A 26,897-nucleotide genomic window follows, 5' to 3' on the forward strand; every position below is an offset into this window, starting at 1 on the left:
TCCTGCTTACCCGCGGGGTGGGGCCGACTCGCCAATCGGTGGAGCCTGGTCGCCTGCGCGCGGCACCCACCGCAAGAAGCCGAGCGCGCCCAGCAGCCCGATGACGCCCATCGCTCCCGTGGCGACGCTGATCGAGGCGACAAAGGCGATCCCCGAGAACAGCACCGGGGCGAGCGAGCCGCCAGCGTCGGTGAGGGTGCGCCACGACCCGAGAAAGGCCGCGGGGTCATGCTTGGGGGCGCTGTCGGCGCCGAGCGTCATCAGGATGCCACTCGAGAGCCCATTGCCCACGCCGATTACCGCGGCAAACATTGCGAACCACATTGCGGCCTCGGGCAGATCGTGCGTGAACGACAGCGCGATGAATCCCACCCCCATCAGCAGCATCGCGGGCAGCGCCGCCCACAGCCTGCCGAAGCGGTCCATCACCTGGCCGCTCGCGTAGAACAGCGCGAAGTCGATCGCGCCCGCAATACCCACCACCAGCGAGATCGTTTGCGCGTCGAGCATCAGTGAGACGCCCCACAGCGGCAGCACGACCTGGCGGGCTGAGCGCACCGCCGAGAGCGAGGCAGCCGCGACGCCCAGCCGCAGCAGCACGCTGCGGTATTCCACCATGGTGCGGAAGACTCCGGCGCGCTTGGGCCGCGCCCCCGGCAGCACGATGCCCGAGGTGATAGCTTCACCGGTGTCGCTCGTCACCGCGTGGGCAGCGAGGGTGTCGCTGTCTGCGGGGGCAGCATCACGGTGGCGCTGTGCGGCCTGCTGCTCTTCGAGCGCGACCTGTGTCTCGGGGTCGGGGCCCAAGCCGACGAGCAGCACGCACGCCACGAGGCACACCCCAAAGCACCACACCGCCGACAGTTCGCTGCCGGTGAGGCCGAGCAGCAGCGCCCCCAGAAACGGGCCGATGAACATGCCGAGCCTGAAGGAGCCGCCCAGCAGCGCGAGGGCGCGGGCCCGAAAATGCAGCGGCACCTTCGTCGTCATGAACGCGTGCCTCGCCAGCCCGAAGGCCGCCGCGCACATCCCGATCACGAACATCGCCACGGCGAGCATGCCCACCGATGAGGCAAGCAGTAGCGCCGCCACCCCCACCAGGGCGAGGGCGCCAGCGATCACCATCGTGAACCGCTCGCCCACCCTTGCGACCAGGTAGCCGGCCGGAATATTGCCGCACAGCTGCCCGATCACGAGCGCCGAGGCGACAAGCCCCGAGGTAGCCAGGTCGGCCCCCAACTGCGCCGCAATCACCGGCACCAGCGGAATCACCGCGCCCTCGCCCAGCGCAAACAGCACGGTCGGGCCATAGATCATCGGCGCGAAGCGCAGCAGGATGTTGCGGGGTGAGCGTGACATGGGGCCTCCTCCCCCACCCTACTGCGGTGGGGGCATCACCCGCGCGTTATGCCAGCCAGTTGGTGAGCTCAGCGGCCGAGCGCTGTGCGAGCCACATCTGCCACAGCGGCCCAAAGGTCACGCGTCGCACACCCAGCGCGGTGAGCGCCGCGAGGTCGCCCGCGCCGTGCCCATCAACGGGGTGCGCGGTCACGTTCACCGGCACGGTGACGGCGCCCACCAGGCTGCGCACCTCGTCAGCGGTTTTCAACCCCACGGGGTACACCGACCGGGCTCCGGCCTGCTCCATCAGCTTGACGCGCGCAATCGCCTCGCCCAGCGGGTCGCCAAAGACGTCGGTGCCCAGCTTCACGGCGTCGGTGCGGCCATTGATCACGAGGGCCACGCCCGCCTGGTCTGCGGCCTGCCGTGCCGCCGCAATGTAGTCGGCGTGCTCTTGCCGGTCGCGCACGCGCTTCCCCTCAGAGTGAACCACGTCTTCAACGTTGATGCCCACGGCGCCCGCCTCGAGTACCCGGGCGATAAGCTCGGTGGGCTTCAGCCCGTACCCCGACTCAACGTCAACGCTGATGGGCACCTCCACCGAATCAACAATGCGCTTCGTCGCGGCCATGTAGTCGGCGAAGTTCATACGCTCGCCATCGGCGCTGCCCGAGGCATCTGCGACCGGGTGGCTGCCGATCGTGAGCCCGGTAAACCCGGCGTCGACGGCGACCCGCGCGCTCCAGGTGTCCCACACGGTGGGCAGTACCAGTGTGGCCCCCGAAGCGTGCGCATCTGCGAAAATCTGGGCTAGCCGTGTGACATCAGACATCTGAGACTCCTTTGTTCGAGCAAGTACTGCTCAGCGTACCTGGCACGACTGTCACCCTCCACGGTATTTCATCTTTCGTTGTTACGCGCATCTTTGAATCGTTACATTGCCGACACCGGCGGGTCACCTGGGGTAATCGCTGCGAAACAGTGGTGCGCTGAAATAGGGCCATGGACACGCCACTGCGTTGGAAGAAACTCTGTGCGATTTGGGTGGGTATGTACCCCGTCAACATCGCGTCCTCCTGGCTGATCACTATGCTGCCCTGGTGGGGAGACGTGACGATCCCCGTACGGTCGGCCATCGTTGTAACGTTCGTCGCGCCGCTGATGACGTTCATCATGATGCCGGCGCTCACGCGGCTGCTCGCCCCGTGGTTACGCAGGCGGCGCGCGCACGTAAAGAGCGAGCGTTGCCTACTCGCCGCGCTCGACGCGATCGCAGACGCGTCACCGCGCGACTGCGTGCGTGAGTGAGCGGCTGGCTGATTGGGCGCTGCCCGCTGGCCGGCCTCGGCTAACTCACATACAAAGCCCCACAAACTCTCAAGTGTGGCCTGCATGATGGGTGAGATTCGCAGCGACCCCGAGGAGTACCGTGTCTGCACTGCCCCCAGCATCATCATCGACGCACTCGCGCCGCCGGCATCGCGCGGGCTTAGGCGGGGCGCTGCTCCTCGTGGCAGCGCTCGTCTTGACCGGCTGCAGCGCGGCCGCAGACTCTTCGTCATCGCACAACGCGGCCCAGCCGCAAGACTCCACGGAGGATCAAGTGACTACCGATGCACCGGCCACCGATGGCTCCGGATCAACCGATGTAGCTCAGGGCGGCGCAGAAACTCTGCTGGTGGCCGATTTTGGCGCCGATACCGTCACCTTTGTTGACCCGCAGACCGGTCCCACTGATTCGGTGCAGGTGGGCATGGCCCCCTACGGCCTGGTGGTGGGTGCCGACGGTCGCGCCTGGGTGGCCACGGCCGAGGGCGTCGCCGTAGTCGATACCCTCACCCGTGAGCGACTCAGCCTCATCCCGTATGAGGCCGAGGTCGGCGAGATCATGGGCGGCGAGTACCGCGGGGGCGGCATGGGCATTGCGATGTCACCCGACGGCGAACAGGTGTATGTGGGGGTCAATATTCCGAATCGAAATGGAGCCCTCGAGATCATCGATGTCGCGAGCGAACAGGTGACCGACTCGGTTGAGGTGGGGCTGCGCCCGTTTGATGTTGATGTGGCGGCCGACGGCACCCAGGTGTACGTCACGAACCACGACTCATACGATGTCACCGTCATCGACGCGGCCACTCACAATGCCCGTAACTTTGAGGTCGCACCCTATGGCACAGAGGGTGGCCTGGGGTCGTGGCTGAAGCCGCACTACGCTGCCGTGCGCGCCGACGGCATGCTGGCGTTGCCGTTCGAGGGGCAGAAGCTAGCGATGCTTGATCCGAAAACGGGCAGCGTCACGGTCGAGGCGATGACCGCCAGCACCCACCAGCACGGCACCACCTACGCCCCCGATGGCAGCCTGCTCGTCGTCGGTACCGGCCCCATCGGCAACGCGAACGGCGCCGCGTCACTCACGATTCGCAGCCCCGAGGGCGACGAGCGTGTGATTGCGCTCGACGGCCCGCACGAGGATGTGGCAGTGTCAAGCGACAGCCGCACGGCGTATGTATCTGGCGGGTTCACCCGCGATGGCTACTGGGATGGGATCACCGTGGTCGACCTCACAAGCGGCGACACCCGCAAGCTCGAGGCTGGCCAGCGCCCCCTCGGGGTCGCGGTGCTCGAGGCACGCTAGACAAGCTCAGCACGGCGGTGCCAGAAAGAACGCCGCCGTGCCGCTTCGGTTACCGGTTGCCTGCGGCGAGCGCGAGGCCCACCGAGGCGTCGGCGTAGCGTTCGGGCTGCTCGAGTGCTTTCACGAGAAAGTGGGCAACCGAGGCGCGCGGAATGGGGCGGGCCACCGCAGGCATGCCGGTGAGAGTTTCGACGTAGTGCTCGTTGAGAGCGCCGTTGCTCAGGGTGGTGGGCCGGGCGACCGTGAGGGTACGGCCGGCTTCGGTGGTGGCCACGGCACCTTCGTCGGTGACATGTCGTTGGCCCCTATGGTGGAGGCGCTCGTCTTTCGCGGAGTGCTCAACCCCGAAGGGTCACTCGACGCGCTGCGCGAAGTGGTGGAGGTGCGCTTGGCGCTCGATCTTTCCATGGCCGAACGCGTGGTGGCCGCGGCGCATGGCGATGATAACCCAGAGCTCGATGCGCTCGTCAATGCCATGGTCGAAAAGGCGGGGTGCGGTGAGCTGTTTCTCGAAGAGGATCGCCTGTTTCACACGGCGCTCTTCGACGCGACCGGCAACCATCTCGCGGGCCAGCTCGTGGGAGCGTTTTGGGATGTGCACACCGCGGTGCTCCCCCAGCTCAACATTGCCCCGCCGTCAGACATTCAGGTTACCGCGACCGCGCACCGTGACATGCTGTTTTCGGCCCGCGCGGGCGATCTCGAGGCGTATCGCCGGGCCGTGATTGCCCACTACGAACCGCTGCAACGCGCGCTCGCCGGGGCGCGCTGATCCGGAGCGCGCTGATCCGGAGCGCGCTGAGCTCGCACAAATGCGCTGATCTGCAGCGCGGCGGCCCCGGATCAGCGCATTGACCGGGGTTATGCCGAAGCGCGCACCACCAGCTCGGTCGACAGGATCGTCGTGCGCTCGGGTTCTTCACCAGCCAACCGCGCCAACAGCACGGCGGCCATCGTTTCACCCTGCAGGTACATGGGTTGGCGCATGGTGGTCAGCTGTGGATCGGTCGTCAATGCGACCGGAGAATCATCGAACCCGACGATGGCGATGTCTTCGGGCACCCTCAACCCCACCGTGCGCAGCACGGTGAGCGCCCCGCGGGCCATCAGATCGCTCGCGATAAACATGGCGTCGGGCACTCCAAGGGCGAGAATGCGGCGGGCGGCGTGCGCGCCGCTCGCTTCGGTATAGTCGCCCTCTTCTTCAGCGAACGACACCAATCCAGCGTCCCGCAGCGCGGCCCGATACCCGAGCACTCGGTCCACTGAGCCGACCATTGACTGCGGGCCGGTGATCGTGGCGATCCGGCGCTTGCCCAGATCAATCAGCCGCTGGGTCGCCATATGCGCCCCGGCCACGTTATCGATGTCGACGACGTAGTCGCTCTCGTGTGGGTGCGCCGGGCGGCCGCCAAACACCACCGGCACCGCGTCGGCCACGCGGTCGACGAAGGCGTCGCTCTCGTGGTGAGACACAATCAGTGCACCATCGACCCCTCCGTTGCGCACGAAGCTGGCCATCTTGTCGCCGGGGTCTTCGCTCGCGATCAGCAGGTTCAGCAGATAATCAGAGCTTCTAAGCCCCCCGGTGATGCCCGCAATAATCGATGCGAAGTAGGGGTCACCGAAGAACCTCGTGGTGTCTTCGGGAATGATCAATGCGATCGCGTGCGTCTGGTTCGATGCGAGCGACCGGGCTGCGCGATTGGGCACATAATTCAGTGACGCAATCGCCGCCCGCACCGAGGTCAGTGCCTCGGGACTCACCGACGTCGACCCGTTGACCACGCGTGACACCGTGGAACGTGACACACCAGCGAGTGTCGCCACCTCTTCGATGGTCGCGCGTGCAGACACGGCTTTCCCTTTCTGCGCCCGCTCAGAGTGAACGTGCGGCAATGATTCGAGCGTACTCCCGACCGGAGTCTTTGAGGCTGCGTTCTTGCGTCTCGTAGTCGACTCGCACGATACCAAACCGCTTGTCATAACCCCACGCCCATTCAAAATTGTCAAATAGTGACCAGTAGAAGTAGCCGCGCACGTCGATGCCCGCGTCTGCGGCGTCGAGCACGGCGGCCAGGTGCAGCCTCAAATAGTCGGTGCGCTCTGCGTCGTGCACACGCGTTTCACCGTCTTCGACGGTGGCGACGTCGTCGTAGGCCGCACCGTTTTCGGTGACGTACAGGGTGGTGCCCGCGGCCTCGGCATACTCGCTCCACACCCGCTGCAGCACTCGGGTGAGCCCCTCAGGCTGCACCTCCCAGTTCTGTGCGGTGCGGGCGAGGCCACGCTCTACCTCGTAGATCCCCTCGTGTGACGGGTACGGGCTGCGCGTCGTGCGCACCGTGCTGGGAGCTGCCGATGCCGGCGCCTGGGCCGGGGGTTGCCCCGCCAGAAGGTCACCGTGGTAGTAATTCACGCCCTGGGTGTCGATGGGCTGCGAGATGGTTTCGAGATCACCGTCGTGAATCGCTTGTTCGAGCTGCGCGATGGCGCCCGGGTCAACCGCGCGAATATCTTCGATGATGTCGGCCGGGTAGGCACCCCGGTAGATCGGGTCGAGGAACCAGCGGTTGAACTGGCCATCCACGCGCCGCACGGCGTCAAGGTCGGCCTCATTCTGCGGGTCGGCAGGGTCAGCGACGATGTGGTTGAGCGTGAGCCCCAGGTTGAGCGTCTCGTCTCGGCCGCGCAGCAATCGCGTAGTTGCACCGTGCGCGAGCAGCAGGTGGTGTGCGGCACGCAAGCCCTCGGTGTTGCTCGTGTGCCCGGGGGCGTGTTCGCCGCCCGTGTACGACAGAAACGATGAGCACCACGGCTCATTCATCGTGGTCCACACGTTCACCCGGTCGCCGAGCGCGTCATGCATCGTGCTCGCGTACTCGACGAACTTTTCGACGCTGTCGCGGTTCGTCCAGCCGCCCGTTTCTTGCAGCGCCTGCGGCATATCCCAGTGGTAGAGCGTCAGCCACGGCAAAATATCGGCGCCGAGAAGTTCGTCGACGAGCCGGCTGTAGAAATCAACGCCGGCCTGGTTCACTTTGCCGCCGTCGGGCCGCACACGCGACCACGAAGTGGAGAACCGGTAGGTTTCAAGGCCCATGTGCTTCATCAGCGCAACATCCTCGGGGTACCTGCGGTAGTGCTCGCAGGCGATATCGCCGTTGTCGCCGCCGATCACGGCGCCGGGTACCCGCGCAAATGCATCCCAGATTGATGCGGTGCGCCCCTCTTCGAAGGCGGCGCCTTCGATTTGGTAAGCCGCGGTGGCTGCGCCGAAGAGGAAGTTTTCAGGGAACTGCCTGGAGGTCATTGTGGTTATCCTTTCACCGCGCCGGCCATGATGCCGCTTACCAGCTGCTTGCCCGCGACCGCAAAGAGGATCAGCAGGGGCAGGGTTGCCAGCACCGCGCCGGTGAGCACGATCGAGTAGTCAACGTAGTAGCCCGATTGCAGCTGGCTCAGCGCAGTCTGCAGGGTGGGGTTTTGGGGCGAGAGCACGATGAGCGGCCACAGATAGTCGGTCCATGCCGTCATAAACGTGAACAGGCCCAAGATTGCCATCGCCGGTCGTGCCGCGGGGATGCCGACGGTGAGGAACACCCGAAACTGGTTCGCACCGTCGAGCCGCGCGGCTTCCAATAGTTCATCGGGGATCACATCGACGAGGTATTGGCGCATGAAGAATACGCCAAACGCGGTGACGAGGGTCGGCACGATCACGGCCCCGATTGATCCGGTCCATCCCAGTTCACGCATCACCATAAACAGTGGGATGATGCCGAGCTGAGTCGGGATCGCCATCGTGGCGATCACGAAGATCATAAGCCCCTCGCGGCCGCGAAACCGCAGCTTGGCGAACGCGTACCCGGCGAGCGTTGAGAACGTCACCACCGACACCGTAATGATCGATGAGATCACGAGCGAGTTGCCCAGCGCGAGCCAGAATGGGATCGCGTCGAACACCTTCGCCGCGTTGGTGAGAAAGTTGCCGCCGGGGATCAGGGGCAGCGTTTCGCCGCGGGTCGCGTTCGTGCCGCTGGCGACGACCACCGACCACCACAGCGGGTAGACGCTGCCGATGATGAAGGCCGCCAGCAAGCCGTAGGTGAGGAAGCCGGGGCGTGAACCGATGCCCGCGCTGCCGATCCCCACGCTGCCTCCGGCCCGAGGCCAGCGGCGCCGGGCTTTCTCGGGCACGGTGAGAAGCCGTGTTTCGGTCATCGTGACAGCTCCTTTGCGGCACGGCGAGCGCGACGGCGCTCGGCCCTGGATTTGGGGGCATCGCCGGTGGCAATGCGCCGGGAGACCAAGAAGTTGATGAGTCCTATCCCCACAATGAGGATGAACAGCAAGATGGCGACGGCTGAGGCTTCGCCGAGGTTGCGGCGGAAGAAGGCGAGCTCCCACAAGAACAGCACCGTGGTTTGGAACTGCCGGTCGCTGCCGCCGATGCCGCCCGCCGTCGAGACATCGAACAGTCGGGGTTCGGCGAACACCTGCAGGCCGCCGATGGTCGCGGTGATAATCACGAAGATCAGTGTCGGGCGAATCGTGGGGATCGTGATGGAGAAGAAGCGTCGCATCGGGCCTGCGCCGTCGATGGCCGCTGACTCATACAGGTCGCGGGGCACGGCCTGCATAGCCGCCAACAGGATCAGGGCGTTGTAACCCGTCCATCTGAAGTTGACCATTACCGAGATGGCGACGTGGGAGAGGAACGTATTGTGCTTCCACTCTTGGTCGGCGATGCCGATGAGGTTCAGCAGGTTATTCGCGAGGCCGTCTGCCTCGTTAAAAATACTGGAGAAGATAATGGCGACCGCAACCGGGGTGATCACGAACGGGATCAGCACGCTCATGCGCCAGAAGGTGGGGGCGCGTAGCCCGCGATCAAGTAGGTAGGCGACCACGAGGGCCACGGTCAGCTGCGGAATGGCCGACAGCAGAAAGATACTGAGGGTGTTGCCGATGGAGTTCCAGAACATGCCATCGCCCAAGATCTTGACGAAGTTGCCCATTCCAACGAAATCGCCTTCGCCCTTGAGGAGATCCCAATCGTGTACGGCAACGTACACCGTGTAGAAGAGGGGAAACAGGCCGACGACCCCAAACAGCAGGAAGAACGGCGAAATGTAGAAGTAGGGCGATGCGTTCTGGTCGAATCGCGAGAGGCGGTGGCGCCAGGTGGGTTTCGCCGGTGCGGTGAGGCTCATGAGTCTTCCTTGGTCCGTGCGGGTGGGGTGCGGGGCCCGGGGTGCCCAGCTCGAGTGAGCTGAGGCACCCCGGTACGCAACTATCAGCCGACGAGGTCCTCCTGGAGCTTCAGCGCCTGCTCCCAGGCTCCCTTGGTGTCAGTATCGCCACGGTCGAGGCTGCTGAGGGCCGGGCCGAAAACGTTCTCCTGGATGGTGGAGTCATCGGCGCCCTTGAACTGCGCCACCACTCCCTGCGCACGCTCTGCGAGAATCGCGCCGGTCGGTGCATCGTTGAAGAACACGTTGGGCGTTGCCGCCGCCGCGAGCTCTTCCTGCGCCCCGAGCGTCGACGGGAAATTACCCGCGGCGATCGACTGCTCGACCTGCTGCTCGGGCTGAGTCAGCCAATCAGCAAGCTCGGCCGCTGCTTCCTTGTGCTTGGACTGCTCAGACACCGCGAGGAACGCGCCGCCCCAGTTCGTTGCACCCCCGGGGAACACATTGGCGAAGTCCCACCCGGTTTCAGCGTCACCGCCGCCGGCCTCAACCTGTCCCTGTACGACTCCGAGCATCCAGCCGGGGCATACGAAGGTCGCAAACGTACCGTCAACGAATGACTTGCCGCCGTTCCAGTCCCACGCGGTCTGAGCAGCTGACAGGCCGCTCTCGGTAGCCGCCCCAAGCTGTTCGAAACGCTCCTTGAGCTCGGCGTTACCCTCAACGTTGAGCTCACCATCAGCTGTGTAGTAGCCCTCATCGAGCTGGTTCACCATCGAGTTCCACACGAAACCTGAATGATCGTACCAGGCCTTGCCGGTCTTCTCTTTGTACTCGGCACCCACCTTGAAGTAGTTGTCCCAGTCGCCGTCGAGCAGTTCGGCGACGCCTTCACGGTCGCTGGGCAGGCCGGCAGTTTCAAACGCTGCCCCGTTGTAGCAAATACCGCTCGGCCCGATGTCTGTGCCGTAGCCAATCACGCGGCCTTTGGGGTCGGTGCCCTGCGCATACTTCCAGTCGACCCAGTCGGCCTTGCGGTCTTCGATACCGTAGTCGCGCAGGTCAACAAAGGTGTCAGAAACATCCATGATGGCGCCGAGCCAGCCCTCTTCGATGGCGACGATGTCACTGAGGCCTGAGCCCGCGGCGATCTTCGTGAAGGCGTCGGTGCGAGCATTGCCGCCGGTGTCGATGTTGGTGGCTTCAATGTTGATGTTGGGGTGCAGCTCTTCGTACTGCGTGTAGAGGTCTTCGTACCCGAAGGTGCCGAAGGTGGTGATCGTGAGGGTCATGTCTTCGTCGCCTGAAGCGGCGTCGCTGCCACCGGTGTCGGCGGCGCTACACCCGGCGAGCGCGAGAGCTGAGATTGATGCGACGGCTGCTGTGGTCAGCAAGCGTCTGCGGGCACGGTTGTTCATGGTCACTCCTTTGTGATGGACATCGGCTGTTAGTGGGAGCGCTCCCACGAACTGTTGACTTACCCTATGGGAGCGCTCCCGCGAATGTCAAGGGGCTCGGGTCCAAACACCTCCCAAAGTGTACTTTTTAGGTGTGATCCTCTACAAATTTCTCAAACCATTAGTGCGAATCCATGAACAAAAGCACGATGTTTGAGGCCAATCGGGCTGAAACTCATCAGCTTTCCACCGTTTGCGTAGCGGTAAGCTACGGTCGTGCAGTTCACAGCTTTTCACCGGTTCATCAGTATCGTTGGCGACCAGTTTGGGGAGGCACATGACCCTTCACCCGAAGACCAGCGCGGCGAATACGAATCTGGCACCGCGCGTTTGGGCGGGCATCTCTGGCGCGTGCGCACGGCCAGCGTCACCCCCACGAAGCCTGGGGCATTCGTTGCCGCGTGGCGGCGCGATGAGCGCGGTGAGACCCGACCGTTCGGCTCAGATGACGGCACCGAGGGCCTGCTGGTCTTCGTGCACGATGGAGAACGCTTCGGTGTGTTTCGATTCACGGCGTCACACCTGCAGGCACTGGGTGTCACCGCTTCAGCAGCGCACCCGGGCAAGCGCGGGTTTCGGGTGTATCCGAGTTGGTGCGAGGATTTGAATGCGCAGGCAACCCGCACGCAACGAGCACAGGCCCCTGCCTTCTCGTTGCTCGCCTAGAAGCGTCGAGAATCCCCTCCCCCACTAAGCACGAATCCTCGTGTTGCGCGCTCGCGGGGTGCGACGCACGGCCCAGAAACCTTAGTTTCCACCGTTGATGGCACATGTAACGCACACTATTCACAAGAAGTCATACACTACCGTGGAACCACATGATGGCCGCTCTGGTGCGCTCCCCATTAACAACAACGTTGCTGGACGGTGCCGGTGGATTCTGAGCTTCGTTTCACTCGGACTGCTTGCGCTCATCTACATTTGCGCGGTACTCACACCGATTGGCCAAGCGCTTGAAAACGCCGCGCTTCGAGGCGCCGCCGGCGTCATCATCGGGGGCCAAATTATCACCCAGATACTCAAACGTTTTATTCTCCCTCGGCAGCCATTGGTCGAGGTGGTTGGCGATTACTCGGGCAACTCCTTTCCGAGCGGTCACACGACCATCGCCATTACCGTGCTGGTCGCGGTTCTGTTGGTCGTACCGTTCCGTTTTCGCGGTATCGCCATGTTTCTTGTCATTCCCTGGGCCACTGGGATTGGCGCATATACAATCACCGCCAAGTGGCATCGCTTCTCTGACGCCCTTGGTGCAGACATGATTGCGCTGCTACTTGGCTCGCTCGCCGTGCTGGTGCTGCTGAGAATGGGCCGGATCAAACCAGCCAAGACCCGCCCCAAGCTCCGCGTCATCTACGCAGTTGCTGTTTCGATCGCGGGAGTGAGCGCTCTCGTGCTCGGTGCATTCTTGGGAGCATCGGTGGGAACCATGCCGCTTGATACTTCGATAGTCGAGTGGAACGCGTACCTTGCAGCACACTCTCTTGCCTCGGGTTGCTCAATATTAACGGCCATTATCTTCTGGGCTTCATGGCGCCATCTTGAGGCGACCTAAGCCCGGGCGCTAACGCGCCTTAGACACCACCAACCCCGAAACTTCGTTGATTTCCCAACGAAGTTTCGGGGTATTTTGTTGGGTCACGAGATTATGTCCTGCGGCTATTGCCCCTTACCCGCGCTAATCCCAGCCACCAGTTGCGACCACTTATTGATAACAACTATCATTAGCAATTGTTCTCGGTAATGACCATACGTAGCTGCCAGTTCAATGACCTGGCCGTTGGGGGATGTATGAGTTCGCTCATTGCCACCATTCCCAGAATAAATTCGCAAGTAATCACACCTGGATTATTTGGGTAAGCCCTAGATGACTTTCAGTCATTGGCGTTCAACGCAGCACATTTCCTAGTTGTCGATTGAGGAAGAAGCGATTTCTGAGATGGAAGACCCCACTGGCCGCGTCGCCACCCATGCCCCGGTCTCCGGCGCATCCCCGAGAAAGCCCCGCTATCGCGCGCTTCACATCATTCTGGTCGGGATCGTGGCATTGCTCGTACTGGGCACAGCAAGTTTGACTTACACTCTCTGGCCAGACGGCAGCCAAATTGTTGACCAGCCCGATAGCTCCACCGGGGGCGGTGAAATCATTGCCGCCCGGGTGATCGAAGTATCGCATGTCTCCTGCGCACAACCGGGCACCCAATCGCCCAATCAGGTCACCGGTAATGATGCGACGGCTCAGCCCCATTCGGATACCTGCGTGGAGGTGCGTGCAGAGCTCCCCATCGGAGAACCTGTCACCTTTTCTCTCAACAACTTGCGGGCAGAAAACACTACTGTCCGAGAGGGTGACCAGGTGAATCTCATCGCGCACGAGATAGATCTGAATGGCGAAACGGAGACAATATATTCGTTTTATAACTATCCGCGCGGCGGAAAACTACTTACGGTTGCGATCATCTTCGTCGTCATCGTCATCGCAGTGGGCCGCTGGAGGGGCGCGCTAGCACTCATCGGGGTCGGTGCATCGATTGCGCTGCTCACAACGTTCATCCTTCCCGCCATTCTTGCGGGGAAGCCAGCACTCCTTGTCGCGGTGGCTGGGGCTATCGGCATCATGGTCATTGTGCTGTACCTTGCACATGGCTTCTCTCACCGAACGACCGCCGCGTTATTCGGATCAATATTCGGGATCCTGTTCACCGCCGGTGCGGGGTTTGCTGTCACTCGATGGCTGCGTTTCTCGGGTATCGGCTCTACGGAAGACGCCAGCTTATTAATTGCGGTGCCTGGGGTAGACATGAATGATGTTCTCACTGCGACAATCGTGATTGCGGGTTTGGGCATTTTGAACGACATTACTGTGGCGCAGGCTTCAGCCGTATGGGAAATGCGAGCGCTCAACCCGCATCTCTCAAAACAACGGATATACGTCTCCGCGATGCGAGTCGGCAGAGACCACATCGCCTCAAGTATCTACACGCTCGTGTTCGCCTATGCGGGTTCGATGCTCGTGGTGCTCTTACTGCTGTACACCTATCCACGAGACCTCATAGATTTAGTAACGAGCGAGCAAATCGGGCAAGAAATCATCCGCACACTCATCGGAGCGGCAGGGCTCGTGCTTTCGATGCCGATCACAACTGGTCTCGCGGTACTCTTCGCCAGGGAAACTTCGACTCCAAGCCACGCAGTTTCAGTTCTTGATGGCCCCGAAGAACAGCTGTCCTAAGCACGCCAAGCTCTCTCTCCGTGTGGACAGCATGTATGTGGCCGGGATCGAGCTAACCAGACTTAGCGTGCCTGCTCCACGAGTGGATATCTAAAGGTTTCGTGAGGCATCGCACATTTGGAGCAGCTACCTATGGCGTCGCACACGGACACGTGCCGAAGCATTCGGACGGACGCTTCGATCTCCAGCGCTTCACGTTCGAGGACCACGAGGCGGCGCGACAGCAGTGGCGCCCTGAGGTCAACTGGGCCGTGCAGCATCACGGCGATCTCCCCCAAGCTGAGCCCAGCGGCCTTACCGCACTGGATCAGCTCGATCTGGCAGTCGTACTCAGCGAGGTAGCGCCGGTGGCCCGATGACGTGCGCTGCGGCCGCAGCGCACCAACATCTTCCCAGTGCCGCAGCACGTGCTCCGGCACTCGGTGACGCGCGGCCGTCTGGCCGATCGTCGATCCTGCCATAGCTCCAGCCCCTTCGACTTGACTTCAGGTCGACCTGAGGTTCGACCATTGTCAGAGTATCCGACGACGAGAGGACGAACCATGACTGTATCCGTGGCCCACAAAGCATTGGCCGACTTCAACGAGGGCGAGGCCTTTTTCAGGCATCTGTCTGACACGGTGGTACTCGGGTTTCCGTACGGCCCATCGCTCGGGCTACTCGACCGCGTGGTCGGTGTGCAGGCCGTGCGCGATCGACTCGGCACAGCGCAGTCCTCCGGGCTCAGAATTTCAGACGCCACGATCCATGATGCCGGATCGCATCGGTGCTTCGCCGAGTGCATCGGCAGCTATCGCGCGGAGGACGGACGCACGGTGGACGTGCCGCTAGCTGCAGTAATCGAGCACAACAGCGAACGCATCACTTTGATTCGCGAGCATTGGGACACTCTGCGTTTGGCGACAATGAACGAGAGCTGAGCGGCTGACCGCACTCTCGCCTACCCCGACAGCAGCCCCTTTCAAAACCTCAAAGTTCTATTTCACCAACCGGTCATTTAGTGCCACTCGTGGCAGTAAAAAGTGAAGCCTCAATTCATAGCGGCGAGATCGGAGGGGCTGACCGTGTCAGACGCTACCCTCGCCGATGCTGCCTCCTACATCGCCGAAAGCATCGATTCTGATGAACTTGTTGATCGAGTTCGCGCTCGGTATGGACTCAGCTGAGTTCGTAGACCCCTACTTGATTTCGGGGACCACGGTACTCTGAACTGGTCCCGTTTTGGTCCCCTGTTATTACCGATTCCACGCGCTGACCACAACAACCACGACCATCGGCTAACGCCAGGATTCACCCCGCCTGCTGATGCCACAAGGGAGAGCACGTAACCCTGGTCAGGGGACTATCTCATTAACGGTGTTTCTGGCGGTTGTGGTCTAGTAGGTTTTTGCGGCCGGCAGGGATCTGTCTCAATTGATTCATCGCAGCGACCGCGGAGTTCAAATTCGAGCAGTTCGCTACACCGAACGCCTCGCTGCAGCGGAAACCGTTGCCTCGATGGGAACGAGCCGCCCGTTCTACATGTGTTTGAGGACGCCGTCGTCGTCCGCGGCGACGAGCACCATGAAGTCAACGACGAGCTCTGCGACCTCCCCGTTCGCGTCCTCACCCCAGTACACCGGGTAGCTGCCGTCGCCGTACCCGGAGTCAGCAGCGAAGCCCACCCCCGCATCCCCGAGCGAGAACTCGAGCGTCGCGGGGCGTTCGATCGCGGTGAAATTGTCGAACGCCGCGGCCTTATCGCGCCGCGTCATCGACGCGTAGCCGACGTAGTCCGCTATGACGACGCACCCCGCATCGACGCCGACCACGTGGCCACTGCCCGGAATGGACGCCGGATGCCAGGCGACCGGCGTCTGGTCGCTGAAGCGCACCCGCACGGCGGCGTTGCGGCCGAACGCCGTGACCCGGTCGACTGGATAGGAGCCCGGGTTGACCGTGCGGGAGAGCGGGTGGGCATCGTCGTTGTCGTAGCCGAAATCCAGGACCGTCAGCACTCCGGTGCTCGTGACGAGGGTGCCGATCCCAGAGACCTCCACCCGAGAGGTCTCGCCGTCGCGCGCACGGGTGACCTCGCGATCCGTGAAGTTGCGCACCTCGTCCAGCTGCGCCTCCGCCTCCGGCATCTCAGTGAACGGCGCGCCGACAGCGCACTCCTGCACACTCGCGTCGATGCTCACGCGATCAACGAATGGCAAGATCGGGTCGCTGGAGTGATCGGTGATCGCCGAGATCTTCCAGTCCTCGCTCTGCACTCGCACTGTGTACTCATGAATCCTCGCGAGCGGGGAGGTGCTCTGGGTCAGCACGTAGGCGACGTTCTCGTGCCCCTCAGACCGGAGGAACCACTCCGCGTCAGGCCCGTACTGGGCGGGCCTGTCGAAGGACTGCCCGAGGGCTATAGTCGATGAGTCGGTGAAATGGTTCCGCGTCGTCTGTGCCATCAGACCGTGCCAGAGCTTGAACGGGTCCAGCGGGTTGGCGGGATCACGATTTTCGAACGCGGGCGCGGCGGAATGCCACTGCGCGTCGAACTCGGCCATGAATTCCTGCACGCGCTCCTCAGCGGGATGGCGCGACTCGCTGCTGCTCGTCATGAGCGGAATGCTACCAGAACACGTCGGCCTGCGATAGAAACCCAGTGCGCCTGCATGCGGAGGAAGCATTTACGGATGCCCCTGCGGCCATTCGCCGTGTTAGCCAAATGTTAGCCAACCGCTGACCAACCAACTTCCAGATACAACAAAACCCCGAAACTTCGTTGATTTCTCAACGCTGTTCCGGGGTATTTTGTCGGGTTGACAGGATTTGAACCTGCGACCCCTTGACCCCCAGTCAAGTGCGCTACCAAGCTGCGCCACAACCCGTTGTTACTTCTCGAAGCGAACTTCCCGAAGGCAACCCCTTAATATTACCGAGAATGGGCGAAGGCGCGAAATCGAGGCCGCTCGGCGCGTCGCATCGAACCGAAACACCCCCAAATTGGGGCTCAACCTACCTGCCAGAGCACCCTCATCCCTCCTGCAGCACGTCGGCCAGATCTCCTCCCTCAAAGAGAAACCGGCGGCCGCGCACTGAGTCAACGTTGATGCGCACGAATGTGGGTTTCGCGCTCGACACCATCGGCGTCAGCGGCAGCTCGGCCGCCGCCGCGATCTCAGCTTCTCGTTCGAGCACTTCTGCCCGCCCGTGTACGACCACGCTCCAGCCGCGTTCAGAGGTAAACCGATCAACCTCAAGCAGCACTGAGCTGTTGACGGTGAGGCCGGCAAGCTTTGATCCGGCGGCGCTGCGAAACACGATCGATTCGTCATCGACCACGAAGTTGAGCGGCACGATGTCAACGATGTCACCCACGTGCGTGACGAGTCGCCCCACCGTTTCGAGCCGCAGTAATTTCCAGCACTCTTGCGAGTTCAGCACAATGACGGGCACTTCGTTGCGATCCATGTCTTCATTCTCACCCAAATATCGTGCGCCCGCTACGCTGAGTGAATGAGCGACCAGCGAAACTCGGGCGATGCCTGGATCACCGCCGCCGACGGCGCGCGTTATTGGGGGCGCTTTGGCGCGGCGGGCCTCCTCGTGATTGATCGTGCGCGCGACGAGGGCCGCGGTGCAATTTTGCTGCAGCACCGGGTGACCTGGAGCGATCACGGCGATACCTGGGGCATTCCCGGCGGTGCCCGGCACGAGGGCGAGTCGCCCATCGATGCCGCGATCCGGGAGTCACAGGAAGAGGCCGGGGTGCCCGATGACTGCTTGCGACCCCGGTTCACGCACGTGCTTGATCGCGGAGTTTGGGCCTACACCACGCTCATTGCCGAGGTCACGACGCCGTTCGAACCGAGCATCACCGACGCCGAGAGCCACGCGCTCGCCTGGGTGCCGCTCGATCAGGTGACCGAGCTGCCGCTGCACCCCGCGTTCGCGGCGAGCTGGGAGATCTTGAAGCCGCTGCTCGTCGCCCCGCCCGCGGTGATCGTCGATGCCGCGAACGTAATCGGCAGCGTGCCCAATGGCTGGTGGAAGGATCGTCGCGGCGCGGCCGAGCGCCTGCGCGATCGGCTCGATCTGCTGGCCGCCTCGCCCGATGGCCTGCGATCGGGGTTCGTCGGCGTGCCTGAGTCTCGCGTGCCGGGCCTCGACCGGGTCTTTCCTGACTGGATCATGGTGACTGAGGGCGTTGCCCGGGGCATTGCCCCCGGATCCCTGGTGCAGGTCCTCGATGCCGTTGAACTGGGTGATGACGCCATCATCCAAGAGACCGATGCGCGCGCGGCCGAGGGCGCACTCGTGGCCGTGGTCACAAGCGATGCCGAGCTGAAGGTGCGCGTGGGGGCCGCGGGCGCCTCGAGCATTCACGGCACGCAGACCCTGGTGAAGCTGCTCCCCGAGTTGCCCGAGCCGGCCGGGGCAACCGCCAATCTCACCGTGCCCACCGAACTCACGGTGCCCACCGGACCTACCGACGCCGAAACCTCGCGCGAGTAGCGCCCGGTTACCGGCGGCGCAGCGCCGCCACGATGCCATAGCCGAGCAGCCCCTGCCCAAGCGTGTAGGTGAGCATCACGGCCCCGCTCGTCCAATCTGGCATGATCTCGGGCGCAAAGAAGCGCAGCGACAAGATCGCATCAGAGACGAGAAACCAGGCGCCGCCCCACGCCACCACCGCGCCGCAGCGCGAGGCAACCGCCGCCGTGCCCACGAGCAGTGCCCCGTATACGGCGACCGCCGCCGCAAGCGATCCCGTGCGGGGCAGCAGCGTCGCCATCAGCGCCGCATACGCGAGCACATAGCCGAGCGCCCACACCGGAAACCCGCGTTGTGCGATCCCGCGCCCCCGCCACATCAACACCAGATAGGCGACGTGCGCAACCCCAAAGCAGGCGAGCATGGCGGGCAGCTCGTCGGGCAGCATCGGAAAGAAGGTGCCCGCACCGTCGCCCAGCCATGAGCACAGGATTGCGGTGATGAGCAGCGCGATCGCGCCACGTGCCCGCAGCCCGGCGCACGCCCACAGCACCGCTGCGGCGAGCGCCGGCATCAGCAGCAGTTTGGTCGGCCCGTCGATCGGGTGTTCGGCGAATCTTGCGGCCACGTGAATGACCGAGATCACCGCATAGGGCGCGAAGGGTATGAGCCTTGCCCCCAGGGTGGCCTGCGCGCTGTTCCAGCGTGTGCCCAGGGTGGCGTGCGCCTCGCGCACTGCCAAGGTCATGCCCCTGCGTTACCTGCGGGGTCGACGAGCACGCCGTCTTCGTCGCACCACACGTAGGCGCCGGGGGCGAAGGTGATGCCGCCGATGTCGACGGGCACGTCTACTTCGCCCTCCCCGGTTTTGGTGGATTTGGCGGGGTTTGAGCCGAGTGCCTTCACGCCGATGGGCAGGGTGCCGATGGCGATGCGATCGCGCACGGCGCCGTTGACGATCAGCCCGGCCCAGCCGTTGTCGGCCGCAAGGCTGGCGATTTGGTCACCGACCAGCGCGGTTGCGAGCGATCCGGCACCGTCGACGACGAGCACCGCCCCGTTGCCCGGGCTTTCGAGGGCACGGCGCACAAGAGCGTTGTCTTGAAAGCAGCGAATGGTGCGCACGGGGCCCGAGAACCCGGTCATGCCACCAATGTCTTGCAGCTGCAGCGAAAGCGATTGCAGTGCTTTGCCACGCTCGTCATAGAGATCAGCGGTGCTAATTTCGGCCATGACAGATTCTCTCTTCCCCCTGTGGCTACCCTGCCACAAGATACGTCCACGCTACCGGGTTGTACTGACAAACGGGGTGAATCTTACGGATCGCCGACACAATCCCGCAGATGTACAAACGTACATGTACACAAGTACACTAGCGGAATGACCGCTGAACCCCATGCCGCCAGGCGCCGCGACCCCGAGGCCCGCCGCCGCGAGATCCTCGCTGCCGCCACGCAGCTCATTGTCGAAAACGGGGCGGCCAGCCTCACGCACCGGGCGGTCGCCGCACGCGCCAATGTGCCGCTCGGGTCGACCACGCAGCACTTCTCTTCGATCGATGACATTCGTGATGCCGCGCTGCAGGTATTGGCCGATGAAACCGACGTCGCGCTCGCCCGCATGGCGACACTCATCGACGATGTGGTGGCGCACCCCGAGCCCTTCGTCGATGTGCTGATCGAGTTTCTGGCCGATGAGCGCACACTGAAGGCCGACATTGCGCTGATGACCACGGCCACCGTCGATCCGCACCTGCGTGCCCTCGCGCTGCGCTGGAACGACCGGCTCATCGAGATGCTCGCGCGCCAGATTGGCCACGAGCGCGCCACCGCGATCGTCACCTACTACGACGGGGTGACCATCCACGCGGGCCTCAACGAGGCCCCGCTCGATCACGGCACGCTGCTGCGCACGATCAAGGCGCTGATGGCGATGCCTGATCCGGATCCCAGCTCACCCACCCCGCGCACCGCGGCCGCTTAGGCCGCAGCGCGCCAGCACCCCGCGCGCGCAATCACTGCGCGCGCCCCCTGACTTTCCCGCTTTGAAAGGCTTTTCGCACATGTCCTCCCCCACCCTCACCACGCTGTCGCGCGGTCGCCGCTGGGCCGCCGTCGCGGTGCTCACTGCGAGCCTGCTCGTGATCATGATGGACATGACGATTCTGAATATCGCGCTGCCTGAGATGGCCGCCGAGCTGCACCCCGATTCAGACCAGCAGCTGTGGATCATCGACGTCTACTCGCTCGTGCTTGCAGGCCTGCTCGTGCCCTTCGCGGCGATCGCCGACCGCTGGGGTCGCAAGCGCATGCTGCTGCTCGGGTACCTGATCTTTGGGGTGGCCTCGCTGCTCGTGCTCTGGGCACCCACCGCCGACGCCGTGATTGCGGTGCGCGCGCTGTTGGGCGTGGGCGGTGCGATGATCATGCCGACGACACTGTCGCTGATTCGTGTCATGTTCACCGACCCGCGTGAGCGGGCCACCGCACTCAGCATCTGGGCCGCGGTGTCGGGCCTGGGCGCGGCGATCGGGCCGCTGCTGGGCGGGTTCTTGCTCGAGCACTTCTCGTGGCACTCGGCGTTTCTCGTCAACGTGCCGCTGATGCTGATCGCGTTTGCGGCCGGTGTGCTGCTGCTGCCCGAGTCGCGGGTGCCCAACCCCGGCAAGCTCGATTTCTTAGCAGCTGGCCTTGCCCTGGTGGGCATGACGCTCACCATCTGGGCGATCAAAATGTTTGGCAAGACCGCCAGCTTCACCGCGATCGATGCCTGGATCGCGTTGCTCGCGGGCCTCGCCCTGCTGGCCTGGTTTGGCGCCCGGTGCGTGCGCAGCGCACACCCGCTGCTTGATCTCGCCCTGTTTCGCAGCCGCGTATTCTCGGCGGGCATCATTGCGGCCCTCGGGTCGATGTTTGCGATGGCCGCGGCGATGCTGCTGCTCGCGCAGTGGCTGCAGCTCGTCGGCGGGGCCAGCCCCATCGAGGCGGGCATTCAGATGCTCCCCATCGCGATCACGAGCGCCCTCGCCTCGCTCGCCGCTCCCCTCGCGGCCCGCTACATCGGCACCCGTGCCGTGCTCGCCGGCGGGATCGGCTTCGCCGGCATCGGCCTGCTGTTGCTCGGCGTCGCTCCCGGTGGCCTCGACGTCACCGTTATCTTGGGGTCGCTCGCGCTCATCGGCGTGGGCATGGGGTCGCTCGCGATCGGTTCGGCGATGATCATGATGGGGTCGCCCGAGGAGAAAGCCGGCAGCGCAGGCGCCCTCGAAGAGACCTCATACGAGCTCGGGGCCGTGCTCGGCGTCGCCGTGCTCGGCAGCATCTCGGCCCTGCTCTATCGGGCCGAGCTCACCGTCAGCCCCGCGCTCGCGCCGCTGTCAGACGAGCTGTCGTGGCAGGCGCACGAGTCGCTTGGCGCCGCCGTGTCGATCGCCCAGGAGGGGCAGTTCGCAGGTCTCGCCCAGGCGGCCGGCGCCGCATTCACCCACTCGCTGCAAATCACCGGGGTCACCGGGGGCATCTTGATGCTGATCGCGGGCGCAATCGTGTTCGTCGTCACGCCCAAGGGCACCGACATCTCGGGCGCCGAACACTAACGGCCATGGTACCGGGGTATGACGACCCCGGTACCTACGCCCGATGTGGCACCGCGGCCCGCTGCGTAACGTTGAATACACCACCGCAGATTAGGTGGCTTCACCGATGCAGCGGCACAGCCGCGGCGAGAAAGAAGTTCATCATGAGCTCGACCCACGTTTTCCAGCAGACATCCCCCGTCACTGCGCAGGATGCGCACGGGTCACCCACGCCCCTCGCGGCAGTGTCGCCCGCCGACAAGCAGGCCGAGACGGCCCGCGGCCTCGCCATCACCAGCTTTGTGCTGGGCCTCGCCTCAGTGGTGAGCGGCTGGACCTTCGTCGTGCCGGTGCTCGGTCTCGTGCTCGGCTTGGTATCGCTGCGCCGCAAGACGACCGAGCGCACGCTGGCGTTGTGGGGCGTGTGGCTCAACATTGCGATGCTCGCCTTCTCGGTCGGCATCATCATCATCCTCGCGCTGACGCTGTCGGCTGCCGCGGTGGGCATTCAGTTCTTCGGTATGCCCCTCATTCCGTAGCCGGCGACACCGCCTCGGGCGGGGTGGGCCGGTACACCCAGGTGACCATCACCACCGAGATAATCATCAGCAAGAACCACGCGATGAGTTTCTGCGGTGACACGAGCTCCCAGCCCGCCGTCTGGTTCGGGTAGATCCACGCCCCCGCCCACGTGCCGATGTTCTCGGCAAACCAGATGAACAGGGCCACTCCGGCAAAGACGGGCACGAGTGGCACCCGCAGCGTCACCCGCCAAATGCGAAAGTGCATGCCGGTGCGCGCCCACAGTGCCACCACGAGCACGAGCAGTATCCACCTGAAATCCATGATGAAGTGGTGGGTGAAGAAGTTGACGTAGATGGCGGCGGCGAGCACCGTGGTCATCCAGATCGGCGGGTACCTTGTAAACCGCAGCGCGTGCAGCCGGTAGACGCGCACCATGTACGAGCCCACCGCGGCGTACATAAACCCCGTAAACAGGGGCACAGCGCCAATGCGCAGCACGCCCTCGGTTTCGTACGCCCACGACCCCACATCGGTTTTGAAGAGCTCCATACCGGTGCCCACGATGTGGAAGAGCACAATCACCCACAGCTCGCGGCCACTCTCGAGCCGAAACACGAGCATGCCCAGCTGAATCAAGATCGCGGTGATCGTGAGCGCGTCATTGCGGGCCAGCGGGGCATCGTCGGGGTACCACAGCCGCGCGGCGATCATCGCCAGCAGCATCAGCGCCCCAAAGACGCACGCCCACGCCTGTTTCAGTACGAACACGACGCACTCGATGAACACTGCGCGCCGGCCTGAGGCGGGCTTTCGCGCGAGCAGTCGGTGGACGGCGCGATCGATCGCGAGCTCAAGCCGCGTCTTATCGACGCTCATCTCGGCGCTGGTCTCAGCGCTTATCTCAGCGCTTATCTCGGCGCCCGCGTTCGCGCCGGATCGTTCGCTTTTCTTGTCATTACCCACGCAGCCAGGCTAGGCCACACGTTCGCGGCCCCCAAAATGGCAGCAAAAAGGCGCAGTACCAATTCGAGTGAATTGGTACTGCGCCTCAATGTTTGACGATTACGCGCGCGGACGACGCTCGCGAATACGCATGTTCGTCACGATCGGCGTGCCCACGAAACCGTAGTTCTCGCGCAGACGTCGCTGAATGAAGCGACGGTACTGCGGGTCAAGGAACCCGGTCGAGAACAGCACGAACGTCGGCGGGCGGTTCTGCACCTGCGTGCCGAAGAGGATACGCGGCTGCTTGCCACCGCGCAGCGGGTGCGGGTGCTCCTGCACGAGCTCGGCGAGGAAGCCGTTGAACTTGGCGGTGGGGATGCGGGTATCCCAGCCGTCAAGCGCTGCTTCAAGCGCGGGCACGAGCTTCTCGAGGTGGCGGCCGGTGCGCGCTGAGATGTTGACGCGGGGCGCCCACTCAACGTGCGCGAGATCCTTCTCGATCTCGCGGTCAAGCATGCGGCGACGATCCTCGTCAAGCAGATCCCATTTGTTGAACGCGAGCACGAGCGCGCGGCCCGACTCGAGCACGAGGTCGATGATGCGCAGATCTTGGTCGCTGATCTCCTGCGTCACGTCGAGCATGACGACGCCCACCTCGGCCTTTTCAAGCGCGGCCGTGGTGCGCAGCGAAGCGTAGAAGTCGGCGCCCTTGTGCATGTGCACGCGGCGGCGAATACCGGCGGTGTCGACGAAGGTCCACACGCGGCCAGCGATCTCAACCTGCTCGTCTACGGGGTCACGCGTGGTGCCCGCGAGGTCGTTCACGACGACGCGCTCTTCACCAGCGGCCTTGTTCAGCAGGCTCGACTTGCCCACGTTCGGGCGGCCGAGAATCGCCACGCGGCGGGGGCCGACGAGCTTGGGCTGAGCAACAGCCGACTCATCGGGCAGCACCTTGATGACCATGTCGAGCAGGTCGGCAACGCCGCGGCCGTGCAGCGCCGATACGGGGTGGGGCTCGCCCAGGCCGAGTGCCCACAGCTGAGCAGCTTCGGGCTCGAGCACGGCATCGTCAACCTTGTTGGCGATCAAGAAGACGGGCTTGTCGGTGCGGCGCAGCAGCTGCACAACGCGCTCATCGGTGGCGGTCGGGCCAACGCGTGAGTCGACCACGAACAGTACGACGTCGCACAGCTCGATGGCGATCTCTGCCTGCAGGGCTACCGAAGCATCAATGCCGCGTGCGTCGGGCTCCCAGCCACCGGTGTCAACGAGCGAGAACCGCTTGTCGTTCCAGTCGGCCTGGTAGCTGACGCGGTCGCGCGTGACGCCCGGCTTGTCTTCCACAACAGCCTCGCGGCGGCCAAGAATACGGTTGACGAGGGCCGACTTGCCCACGTTCGGGCGGCCGACGATAGCGACGACGGGAAGCAGCTCAGACTGCTGCTCTGAGAAGCCGAGAAACTCGCCGTCTTCGCCGATGATCGCGAGGTCGTCAGCTTCGAGGTCAAACCGGTCAAGGTTTGAGCGCATGGCGCGCAGGCGCTCCTCGTCGGTCACCTCTCCGTCGAATACTTCACCGTCGTATTCGCCGTCGATGACCTCGCCCGCGGGCACGGCCGAGGCGTCGAACACTTCGGTCTCAGGTACGTCGGCGAACTCGCCGTCGTTGTGTTCCGTCGTCATTATTCGCTCTTTCCCGCGGGCAGACGCACCGCTTCTACGATGTCAATCACAGTCTGTACGGACTGTTCAAAGTTCAGGTCACTCGTGTCTACGAGCGTCACCCCAGGGGCGGGGTTGAAAAAGTCGACCACGAGCGCGTCTTTCGCGTCGCGCGCGGCAATATCTGCGAGCACCTGCGCGTGCGACAGGCCCTCTAGTTCTCCAGCTCGGCGCGACGCACGCGCTTCAGCTGACGCGGTCATCAAAATACGTACGGGGGCATCGGGGGCCACCACCGTCGTAATGTCGCGGCCCTCAATCACCACACCGGGAAGGCCAGATGCGGCGACGAGCTCACGAAACATCTCATTGAGGCGCTCGCGAACCACGGGGTGCTTCGACACCCGGCTCACCTGCCCGCTCACTGAGTGCTCACGAATCGCTGCGGTCGCATCGATGGGTTCTGCGCCGGCGAGACCCACGGTGACCCGCTGCTCACCGCGCATCGTGATCGAGAATGCCCACGCATCCATCAGCTGCACAACGGCGGCCTCGGTGTCGAGGTCGACGCCGGCCTGCAACGCAATCCACGCGAGCGCCCGGTAGGCCGCTCCCGTGTCGAGAATGCCGAAGCCTAAGCGATCGGCTGAGGCGCGTGAAACGCTCGACTTACCGCTGCCCGCGGGGCCATCAATGGCCACGAGAATGGGGTCGCCAGGCGCCCCCACGTCGTGCGCAGCATTCGTCGCAGCGTCTGTCACAGCGTCCTCCATCCGCGTTCCACCAGATCTGAGATCGCACGCTCGGCCACTTCGGGCAGCACAGCGATCTCGGCAAAACCTATTTGCGCGCCCGGAGAGTGCTCAAGGCGCAAGTCTTCCATATTAATGCCCAGTTCTCCGAGTTCGGTGAGCAATCGGGCCAACTGGCCCGGCTTGTCATCGATGAGCACCGTAATTGCGGCGAATCGCTCGGCAGATCCGTGTTTACCGGGAATTCGAGACACCCCGGTGTTGCCCGCTGCGAGCAGATCAGCGATGCGACGCTTGGCACCAGGCTGATCCGGATCACGCAACGCGTCTGCGAACTCAGCCAGATCGGCAGAGAACGCTTCGAGCAGCTCAACCACGGGGCCGCGGTTGGCCCCCAAGATCTGCACCCACAGCTCGGGATCGCTCGCCGCGATGCGCGTGGTGTCGCGCAGCCCGCCGCCAGCAAGCCCAATCGCGGGCTCGCTCGCCTGCATCAGTCGCGCCGCCGTGAGGCTCGCGACGACCTGCGGCAGGTGGGACACGAGGCCCACCGAGCGGTCGTGCTCCTCGGGAGTCATCTCGATCAGCACGGCGCCCAGGTCGAGGGCAACTGCCTCGACCAGCGCGAGGGCTGCCGCGGGGGTTTCCCCGTCGCGGCAGACCACCCAGGGGCGGCCGACGAAGAGGTCGGCGCGCGCCATGATCGCGCCGCCGCGCTCGCGCCCAGCCATGGGGTGCGAGCCGACGTAGTTCGTGAGATCGATGCCGCGCCGGGTCAGTTCTTGAAACGGGGCGAGCTTGACGCTCGCAACGTCGGTGACCACGGCATTCGGAAACCGGGCGAGAGCGCCCTCAACCACATCTGCCGTCACATCGGGAGGAGTCGCAATGACGACGAGCGCAGGCTCGGCGTCGGCTGCGGTGCGGGCTCGGCCCGCACCGTAGTCTGCGGCGAGCGCGACCGTAGTCGGCGACGCATCCTCAAGAGTGACGTCAACTCCGCGCTCGCGCAGGCCGAGGCCTACGCTTGCGCCGAGCAAGCCCGCACCAATCACGTGCACGGGGCCCGTGGTGCGGGCTACGAGTGGAGCTTCGGTCACCGC

29 protein-coding genes and 1 tRNA gene are annotated in these 26,897 nt (G+C 63.9%); 12 read left to right on the forward strand and 18 right to left on the reverse strand.

All coding sequences use genetic code 11. The annotated features are described in order from the left end of the window. Positions 1-6: 6 nt before the first annotated feature. Both JOF28_RS05710 and JOF28_RS05715 read right to left on the reverse strand, forming a co-directional pair. The gene (locus tag JOF28_RS05710) at positions 7-1,359 is read right to left on the reverse strand and encodes an MFS transporter (RefSeq protein WP_245189881.1); all 1,353 of its coding nucleotides are present in this window, start codon (positions 1,357-1,359) and stop codon (positions 7-9) included. A gap of 46 nt (positions 1,360-1,405) precedes the next feature. Beyond that, on the reverse strand, positions 1,406-2,173 hold the full coding sequence (locus JOF28_RS05715) for an isocitrate lyase/PEP mutase family protein (protein ID WP_209704894.1): 768 nt from the start codon (positions 2,171-2,173) through the stop codon (positions 1,406-1,408). A 170-nt stretch (positions 2,174-2,343) separates the two neighbouring features. On the opposite strand from JOF28_RS05715, the gene JOF28_RS05720 reads away from it, so the two are divergent. Together JOF28_RS05720 and JOF28_RS05725 are read left to right on the forward strand one after the other, a co-directional pair. Beyond that, positions 2,344-2,649, forward strand: a complete 306-nt coding sequence (locus tag JOF28_RS05720; RefSeq protein WP_209704895.1) for a putative antibiotic biosynthesis monooxygenase — start codon at positions 2,344-2,346, stop codon at positions 2,647-2,649. A gap of 121 nt (positions 2,650-2,770) precedes the next feature. Continuing rightward, positions 2,771-3,976, forward strand: coding sequence for a YncE family protein (locus JOF28_RS05725; protein ID WP_209704896.1), 1,206 nt, complete (start codon positions 2,771-2,773; stop codon positions 3,974-3,976). Positions 3,977-4,025: 49 nt separating this feature from the next. Here JOF28_RS05725 and JOF28_RS05730 read toward each other — a convergent pair whose 3' ends face one another. Beyond that, positions 4,026-4,250 (reverse strand): NAD(P)-dependent oxidoreductase, encoded by a 225-nt coding sequence (locus JOF28_RS05730; protein ID WP_209704897.1) that lies wholly within the window; start codon positions 4,248-4,250, stop codon positions 4,026-4,028. 18 nt (positions 4,251-4,268) lie between these two features. On the opposite strand from JOF28_RS05730, the gene JOF28_RS05735 reads away from it, so the two are divergent. Beyond that, on the forward strand, positions 4,269-4,748 hold the full coding sequence (locus JOF28_RS05735; protein ID WP_209704898.1) for a FadR/GntR family transcriptional regulator: 480 nt from the start codon (positions 4,269-4,271) through the stop codon (positions 4,746-4,748). Between the two features lie 89 nt (positions 4,749-4,837). Here JOF28_RS05735 and JOF28_RS05740 read toward each other — a convergent pair whose 3' ends face one another. The 5 genes from JOF28_RS05740 to JOF28_RS05760 all read right to left on the reverse strand — a co-directional run bounded on the left by JOF28_RS05740 (position 4,838) and on the right by JOF28_RS05760 (position 10,589). Then, positions 4,838-5,833 (reverse strand): LacI family DNA-binding transcriptional regulator, encoded by a 996-nt coding sequence (locus tag JOF28_RS05740; RefSeq protein ID WP_342452096.1) that lies wholly within the window; start codon positions 5,831-5,833, stop codon positions 4,838-4,840. A 22-nt stretch (positions 5,834-5,855) separates the two neighbouring features. Continuing rightward, entirely contained in the window at positions 5,856-7,289 is a 1,434-nt protein-coding gene (locus JOF28_RS05745) for a GH1 family beta-glucosidase (RefSeq protein WP_209704900.1), read from the reverse strand. Between the two features lie 5 nt (positions 7,290-7,294). Further along, positions 7,295-8,200 carry a carbohydrate ABC transporter permease gene (locus JOF28_RS05750; protein ID WP_209704901.1) on the reverse strand — a complete coding sequence of 302 codons (906 nt, stop codon included), beginning with the start codon at positions 8,198-8,200 and terminating at the stop codon, positions 7,295-7,297. Beyond that, positions 8,197-9,192 carry a carbohydrate ABC transporter permease gene (locus JOF28_RS05755; RefSeq protein ID WP_209704902.1) on the reverse strand — a complete coding sequence of 332 codons (996 nt, stop codon included), beginning with the start codon at positions 9,190-9,192 and terminating at the stop codon, positions 8,197-8,199. Before JOF28_RS05755 ends, JOF28_RS05750 begins: the two co-directional genes overlap by 4 nt. A gap of 83 nt (positions 9,193-9,275) precedes the next feature. Next, positions 9,276-10,589 carry an ABC transporter substrate-binding protein gene (locus tag JOF28_RS05760; protein ID WP_209704903.1) on the reverse strand — a complete coding sequence of 438 codons (1,314 nt, stop codon included), beginning with the start codon at positions 10,587-10,589 and terminating at the stop codon, positions 9,276-9,278. A 255-nt stretch (positions 10,590-10,844) separates the two neighbouring features. On the opposite strand from JOF28_RS05760, the gene JOF28_RS05765 reads away from it, so the two are divergent. The 3 genes from JOF28_RS05765 to JOF28_RS05775 all read left to right on the forward strand — a co-directional run bounded on the left by JOF28_RS05765 (position 10,845) and on the right by JOF28_RS05775 (position 13,860). After that, a complete protein-coding gene (locus JOF28_RS05765) occupies positions 10,845-11,294 on the forward strand; it encodes a MepB family protein (RefSeq protein ID WP_209704904.1) in 450 nt (149 codons plus the stop codon). Positions 11,295-11,391: 97 nt separating this feature from the next. Next, positions 11,392-12,183 (forward strand): phosphatase PAP2 family protein, encoded by a 792-nt coding sequence (locus JOF28_RS05770; RefSeq protein WP_209704905.1) that lies wholly within the window; start codon positions 11,392-11,394, stop codon positions 12,181-12,183. Positions 12,184-12,537: 354 nt separating this feature from the next. Further along, positions 12,538-13,860 (forward strand): YibE/F family protein, encoded by a 1,323-nt coding sequence (locus JOF28_RS05775; protein WP_209704906.1) that lies wholly within the window; start codon positions 12,538-12,540, stop codon positions 13,858-13,860. Between the two features lie 62 nt (positions 13,861-13,922). On the opposite strand, the gene JOF28_RS05780 is transcribed toward JOF28_RS05775, so the two are convergent. Then, the gene (locus JOF28_RS05780) at positions 13,923-14,321 is read right to left on the reverse strand and encodes a MerR family transcriptional regulator (protein WP_209704907.1); all 399 of its coding nucleotides are present in this window, start codon (positions 14,319-14,321) and stop codon (positions 13,923-13,925) included. An 81-nt stretch (positions 14,322-14,402) separates the two neighbouring features. On the opposite strand from JOF28_RS05780, the gene JOF28_RS05785 reads away from it, so the two are divergent. Beyond that, positions 14,403-14,780: a nuclear transport factor 2 family protein gene (locus JOF28_RS05785; protein WP_209704908.1), complete on the forward strand. Its 378-nt coding sequence runs from the start codon at positions 14,403-14,405 to the stop codon at positions 14,778-14,780. Positions 14,781-14,882: 102 nt separating this feature from the next. Next, positions 14,883-15,026, forward strand: a complete 144-nt coding sequence (locus JOF28_RS14920; protein ID WP_425342476.1) for an antitoxin VbhA family protein — start codon at positions 14,883-14,885, stop codon at positions 15,024-15,026. A 351-nt stretch (positions 15,027-15,377) separates the two neighbouring features. On the opposite strand, the gene JOF28_RS05795 is transcribed toward JOF28_RS14920, so the two are convergent. The 3 genes from JOF28_RS05795 to JOF28_RS05805 all read right to left on the reverse strand — a co-directional run bounded on the left by JOF28_RS05795 (position 15,378) and on the right by JOF28_RS05805 (position 17,310). Then, positions 15,378-16,457 carry a DUF4241 domain-containing protein gene (locus tag JOF28_RS05795; protein WP_209704910.1) on the reverse strand — a complete coding sequence of 360 codons (1,080 nt, stop codon included), beginning with the start codon at positions 16,455-16,457 and terminating at the stop codon, positions 15,378-15,380. A gap of 196 nt (positions 16,458-16,653) precedes the next feature. After that, positions 16,654-16,727: transfer RNA gene (locus JOF28_RS05800), tRNA-Pro, on the reverse strand. Positions 16,728-16,872: 145 nt separating this feature from the next. Continuing rightward, positions 16,873-17,310 (reverse strand): pyridoxamine 5'-phosphate oxidase family protein, encoded by a 438-nt coding sequence (locus JOF28_RS05805; protein WP_209704911.1) that lies wholly within the window; start codon positions 17,308-17,310, stop codon positions 16,873-16,875. A gap of 45 nt (positions 17,311-17,355) precedes the next feature. Between JOF28_RS05805 and JOF28_RS05810 the strand changes: the two genes are divergently transcribed. After that, positions 17,356-18,354: an NUDIX domain-containing protein gene (locus JOF28_RS05810; RefSeq protein ID WP_209704912.1), complete on the forward strand. Its 999-nt coding sequence runs from the start codon at positions 17,356-17,358 to the stop codon at positions 18,352-18,354. 7 nt (positions 18,355-18,361) lie between these two features. Here the strand turns inward: JOF28_RS05810 and JOF28_RS05815 are convergent, their stop codons facing one another. Together JOF28_RS05815 and rraA are read right to left on the reverse strand one after the other, a co-directional pair. Continuing rightward, positions 18,362-19,081 carry a lysoplasmalogenase family protein gene (locus tag JOF28_RS05815; RefSeq protein ID WP_209704913.1) on the reverse strand — a complete coding sequence of 240 codons (720 nt, stop codon included), beginning with the start codon at positions 19,079-19,081 and terminating at the stop codon, positions 18,362-18,364. After that, positions 19,078-19,566 carry a ribonuclease E activity regulator RraA gene (gene rraA / locus JOF28_RS05820; protein WP_209704914.1) on the reverse strand — a complete coding sequence of 163 codons (489 nt, stop codon included), beginning with the start codon at positions 19,564-19,566 and terminating at the stop codon, positions 19,078-19,080. Before rraA ends, JOF28_RS05815 begins: the two co-directional genes overlap by 4 nt. 147 nt (positions 19,567-19,713) lie before the next feature. On the opposite strand from rraA, the gene JOF28_RS05825 reads away from it, so the two are divergent. The 3 genes from JOF28_RS05825 to JOF28_RS05835 all read left to right on the forward strand — a co-directional run bounded on the left by JOF28_RS05825 (position 19,714) and on the right by JOF28_RS05835 (position 22,446). Then, the gene (locus tag JOF28_RS05825) at positions 19,714-20,316 is read left to right on the forward strand and encodes a TetR/AcrR family transcriptional regulator (RefSeq protein WP_209704915.1); all 603 of its coding nucleotides are present in this window, start codon (positions 19,714-19,716) and stop codon (positions 20,314-20,316) included. 79 nt (positions 20,317-20,395) lie between these two features. Further along, positions 20,396-21,928 (forward strand): MFS transporter, encoded by a 1,533-nt coding sequence (locus JOF28_RS05830; protein ID WP_209704916.1) that lies wholly within the window; start codon positions 20,396-20,398, stop codon positions 21,926-21,928. 143 nt (positions 21,929-22,071) lie between these two features. Next, a complete protein-coding gene (locus JOF28_RS05835) occupies positions 22,072-22,446 on the forward strand; it encodes a DUF4190 domain-containing protein (protein WP_245189883.1) in 375 nt (124 codons plus the stop codon). Here the strand turns inward: JOF28_RS05835 and JOF28_RS05840 are convergent. The 4 genes from JOF28_RS05840 to JOF28_RS05855 all read right to left on the reverse strand — a co-directional run bounded on the left by JOF28_RS05840 (position 22,436) and on the right by JOF28_RS05855 (position 26,894). Further along, positions 22,436-23,308 carry a DUF817 domain-containing protein gene (locus JOF28_RS05840; RefSeq protein WP_209706832.1) on the reverse strand — a complete coding sequence of 291 codons (873 nt, stop codon included), beginning with the start codon at positions 23,306-23,308 and terminating at the stop codon, positions 22,436-22,438. The two genes, JOF28_RS05835 and JOF28_RS05840, sit on opposite strands and share 11 nt — an antisense overlap. 186 nt (positions 23,309-23,494) lie before the next feature. Then, entirely contained in the window at positions 23,495-25,063 is a 1,569-nt protein-coding gene (gene der / locus JOF28_RS05845) for a ribosome biogenesis GTPase Der (RefSeq protein ID WP_209704917.1), read from the reverse strand. Beyond that, entirely contained in the window at positions 25,063-25,815 is a 753-nt protein-coding gene (gene cmk, locus JOF28_RS05850) for a (d)CMP kinase (protein WP_209704918.1), read from the reverse strand. Before cmk ends, der begins: the two co-directional genes overlap by 1 nt. Continuing rightward, on the reverse strand, positions 25,800-26,894 hold the full coding sequence (locus JOF28_RS05855; protein ID WP_209704919.1) for a prephenate dehydrogenase: 1,095 nt from the start codon (positions 26,892-26,894) through the stop codon (positions 25,800-25,802). Before JOF28_RS05855 ends, cmk begins: the two co-directional genes overlap by 16 nt. Positions 26,895-26,897: the final 3 nt, after the last annotated feature.

Origin of the sequence: Leucobacter exalbidus (genome assembly GCF_017834145.1) — a bacterium.
Classification (GTDB): Bacteria; Actinomycetota; Actinomycetes; order Actinomycetales; family Microbacteriaceae; genus Leucobacter; species Leucobacter exalbidus.

Excerpts from the sequence above, each read along its gene's own strand:
- JOF28_RS05805 (WP_209704911.1), bottom strand. The coding sequence starts at position 17,310 with ATGGATCGCAACGAAGTGCCCGTCATTGTGCTGAACTCGCAAGAGTGC.
- JOF28_RS05755 (WP_209704902.1), bottom strand. The coding sequence starts at position 9,192 with ATGAGCCTCACCGCACCGGCGAAACCCACCTGGCGCCACCGCCTCTCG.
- rraA (WP_209704914.1), bottom strand. The coding sequence starts at position 19,566 with ATGGCCGAAATTAGCACCGCTGATCTCTATGACGAGCGTGGCAAAGCA.
- cmk (WP_209704918.1), bottom strand. The coding sequence starts at position 25,815 with ATGGAGGACGCTGTGACAGACGCTGCGACGAATGCTGCGCACGACGTG.
- JOF28_RS05830 (WP_209704916.1), top strand. The coding sequence starts at position 20,396 with ATGTCCTCCCCCACCCTCACCACGCTGTCGCGCGGTCGCCGCTGGGCC.
- JOF28_RS05835 (WP_245189883.1), top strand. The coding sequence starts at position 22,072 with ATGAGCTCGACCCACGTTTTCCAGCAGACATCCCCCGTCACTGCGCAG.
- JOF28_RS05735 (WP_209704898.1), top strand. The coding sequence starts at position 4,269 with ATGTCGTTGGCCCCTATGGTGGAGGCGCTCGTCTTTCGCGGAGTGCTC.
- JOF28_RS05750 (WP_209704901.1), bottom strand. The coding sequence starts at position 8,200 with ATGACCGAAACACGGCTTCTCACCGTGCCCGAGAAAGCCCGGCGCCGC.
- JOF28_RS05785 (WP_209704908.1), top strand. The coding sequence starts at position 14,403 with ATGACTGTATCCGTGGCCCACAAAGCATTGGCCGACTTCAACGAGGGC.
- JOF28_RS05770 (WP_209704905.1), top strand. The coding sequence starts at position 11,392 with ATGGCACATGTAACGCACACTATTCACAAGAAGTCATACACTACCGTG.
- JOF28_RS05815 (WP_209704913.1), bottom strand. The coding sequence starts at position 19,081 with ATGACCTTGGCAGTGCGCGAGGCGCACGCCACCCTGGGCACACGCTGG.
- JOF28_RS05720 (WP_209704895.1), top strand. The coding sequence starts at position 2,344 with ATGGACACGCCACTGCGTTGGAAGAAACTCTGTGCGATTTGGGTGGGT.
- JOF28_RS05825 (WP_209704915.1), top strand. The coding sequence starts at position 19,714 with ATGACCGCTGAACCCCATGCCGCCAGGCGCCGCGACCCCGAGGCCCGC.
- JOF28_RS05780 (WP_209704907.1), bottom strand. The coding sequence starts at position 14,321 with ATGGCAGGATCGACGATCGGCCAGACGGCCGCGCGTCACCGAGTGCCG.
- JOF28_RS05715 (WP_209704894.1), bottom strand. The coding sequence starts at position 2,173 with ATGTCTGATGTCACACGGCTAGCCCAGATTTTCGCAGATGCGCACGCT.
- der (WP_209704917.1), bottom strand. The coding sequence starts at position 25,063 with ATGACGACGGAACACAACGACGGCGAGTTCGCCGACGTACCTGAGACC.
- JOF28_RS05840 (WP_209706832.1), bottom strand. The coding sequence starts at position 23,308 with ATGAGCGTCGATAAGACGCGGCTTGAGCTCGCGATCGATCGCGCCGTC.
- JOF28_RS05760 (WP_209704903.1), bottom strand. The coding sequence starts at position 10,589 with ATGAACAACCGTGCCCGCAGACGCTTGCTGACCACAGCAGCCGTCGCA.
- JOF28_RS05745 (WP_209704900.1), bottom strand. The coding sequence starts at position 7,289 with ATGACCTCCAGGCAGTTCCCTGAAAACTTCCTCTTCGGCGCAGCCACC.
- JOF28_RS05795 (WP_209704910.1), bottom strand. The coding sequence starts at position 16,457 with ATGACGAGCAGCAGCGAGTCGCGCCATCCCGCTGAGGAGCGCGTGCAG.
- JOF28_RS05810 (WP_209704912.1), top strand. The coding sequence starts at position 17,356 with ATGAGCGACCAGCGAAACTCGGGCGATGCCTGGATCACCGCCGCCGAC.
- JOF28_RS05710 (WP_245189881.1), bottom strand. The coding sequence starts at position 1,359 with ATGTCACGCTCACCCCGCAACATCCTGCTGCGCTTCGCGCCGATGATC.